The sequence below is a fragment of the Priestia sp. AB genome (assembly GCF_028369225.1).
GTDB lineage: Bacteria > Bacillota > Bacilli > Bacillales > Bacillaceae_H > Priestia > Priestia megaterium.
This window is the reverse complement of sequence record NZ_JAQMYN010000044.1, coordinates 1-3,006: the sequence shown is the minus strand read 5'-3', so window position 1 is coordinate 3,006 and position 3,006 is coordinate 1. Positions and strand designations below refer to the sequence as shown.

The following is a 3,006-nucleotide window of genomic DNA, read 5'->3' as shown; positions in this document are numbered from 1 at the left end:
GCTGCCACGCCGTTTGTCGGAGGATCTTGTAAGGTGTACGTCAGGGCTTCTCCATCTGGATCGAAGGCTGTGATTTGACTGGACACTGGTATATCTTCATCTGTGCCCAACGTTACCACCACTGGCCCTACTGGTGGATCATTTACTGGCAGAATCGTAATGGTGATGGTAGAAACAGCCGTTCCTCCCTGGCCGTCGCTTACTACGACACTGAAGTTATCTATCCCATTGTAATTTTCATTTGGCGTATACGTGTAGGTGCCGTCTGGATTCACGACTACCGCTCCATTCGTAGGAGGCGCTGATAAAGCATAGATTAAGGAATCTCCATCAATATCACTTGCTGCTACTAGGCTATTTAATACTGTATCTTCATTTATTGTAAAGGTATAGCTTGGGACAACTGGTGGATCATTTACTGGTACAACGGCAATAAATACATCTGTAACGATAAAGCTGCCAGATGGATCACTAATGAGTACACTGAACGAATCGCTTCCTGTATAATTCGGATTTGGTGTATACGTAAAAGTACCATCGGCGTTGACTACTGCTGTTCCATTTCTAGGTGGATCTTGTAAAGTAAAGCTTAAGGAATCACCATCTGGATCAAACGCTGGCGTTTGCCCCGCAACCGTTGTATCTTCATTAGTGGTCACGGTAACGATATCAGGACCAATTGGTGGATCATTCACAGGGATAACTGTAATGGTGATGGTAGAAACAGCCGTTCCTCCCTGACCGTCACTTACGAGAACTGTGAATTGGTCAGTTCCATTAAAATTTGCATTAGGAGTATAAGTGTACATCCCGTCTAATCCTACGTTTACCGTTCCATTTGCTGGACTATTCTGTAACGAATAGACAAGCTGACTATTGTCAACATCCGTCGCAATTACCAGAGAGGTTACGGCTGTATCTTCATTGGTGGTCAACTGATAATTTGGAACAATTGGAGGATCGTTTGTAGGAAGAACTGTAACAACAACTGATGAAGTAGCATTTCCTCCCAAGTTATCAGTTATATATACCACGAAGGCATCTGAACCGTAAAAGTTCGCATTCGGTGTATACGTAAATACGCCTGTATTAGGATCGATTGTGACTATTCCATTAATAGGTGCATTTTCAATAGTATAAATAAGTGGGTTCCCACTTACATTAGTAGCGATCACTTGATTTGTTACTGGCGTATCTTCATTCGTAGAGATTTGCAAATCTTGTGTAGTCGTTGATCCATTTGTTTGTAGTACCGTCACAAATATATTTGACAGTGCGGTAGCTCCTTCTAGATCTGTTATTAATATAGTAAATTGATCGTTACCTATAAAGCCGGTATTAGGTGAATAGGTGAAGGTACCATCTTGACTTATAATAGCACTGCCATTGGCTGGACTTTGCTGAAGAGTATAGGTTAGTGTAATATTATCCGGGTCTGAAGCAGGTATGCTACTTGTAACAGGAAGATTAATAGTCGTTGTAACAGCCCTATCTCCACCTACCGGCGGATCGTTTACGGGAACAATCGTTAAGGTTACAGTAGAAAGGGAAGTTCCTCCTTGACCGTCTGAGACTAACACACCGAAAGTATCCATTCCGTTATAATTCAGGTTTGGTGTGTAGGTAAATACGCCATCTGCCCCTAATACAACACTTCCATTTGCTGGAGGAGGATTCAGTAAAGTAAATGTCAATGGATCTCCATCCGGATCGAACGCTGGAATTTGATTTGTGAGAGTTGTATCTTCATTAATTGTAAATGCTAAATCAGCAGTAATTGGTGGATCATTTAAAGGTAGAACATTGATACTAACAGTGGAAACGGCTGTTCCTCCCTGGCCGTCTAAGACTAATACGGTAAATTGGTCCGTTCCATTAAAGTTTGCATTCGGTTGATAGCTGAACGTTCCATCTGGATTGACAACTGCTACCCCATTCGTTGGAGGATTTTGAAGCTGATAACTAAGAGGGTTTCCATCCACGTCGGTGGCAATGATCGCTCCGATCAAGGAACTATCTTCTTGCGTACTAAACGTATAATTGGGCACCGTTGGTGTATCATTGATTGGAGAGATAGTAATTGTAACTGTTGAAACCGCTATGCCTCCTTGACCGTCTGAAACTTGCACTGTAAATAGATCCGTTCCTGTAAAGTTTAAATTTGGTACATAGCTGAATGTTCCATCTGGATTTACTGAGACTACCCCGTGTGTTGGAGAATTTTGTAGAGTAAACGTCAATGAGTCTCCGTCTGGGTCCACCGCAATTATTTGATTGACTAACGTAGTATCTTCGTTAATTGTAAAATTTAAGTTAGATGTAATAGGTGGATCATTTAAAGGTAAAACATTGATACTAACAGTAGAAACGGCTGTTCCTCCCTGGCCGTCTGAGACTAATACGGTAAATTGGTCCGTTCCATTAAAGTTTGCATTCGGTTGATAGCTGAACATTCCATCTGGATTGACAACTGCTACTCCATTCGTTGGAGGATTTTGAAGCTGATAACTAAGAGGATTTCCATCCACATCTGTTCCTACTATGGCTCCTACTACAGGACTGTCTTCTTGTGTACTGAACGTGTAGTTTGGCACCGTTGGTGCATCATTCACCGGCGTGACAATCACCGTCACCGTGGAAACGGCCGTTCCTCCCTGACCGTCTGATACCAACACCGTAAATTGATCGGTCCCATTAAAATTCGGATTTGGCTGATAGCTAAAGGTTCCGTCAGCATTCACTAAGGCTACTCCGTTGCCAGGTGCAGCTTGCAAACTAAACGTTAATGGATCTCCGTCTGGGTCTACTGCCACGATTTGATTGATTAACGTGCTGTCTTCGGCAATGGTAAAGCTGACATTGGACGTAATTGGTGCATCATTTACTGGTATGACATTGATGGTTACGGTGGAAACATCTGTTCCTCCCTGACCATCTGATACCAGCACCGTAAACTGGTCGCTTCCATTGAAATTAAGATTCGGCTGATAGCTAAAGGTTCCATTG

The 3,006-nt window shown here is 42.6% G+C and carries 1 protein-coding gene; it reads right to left on the bottom strand.

Annotated elements, in window-relative coordinates:
- On the bottom strand, positions 1–3,006 hold a 3,006-nt coding region (locus tag POF52_RS30815), incomplete at both ends, for a tandem-95 repeat protein (RefSeq protein WP_271998143.1).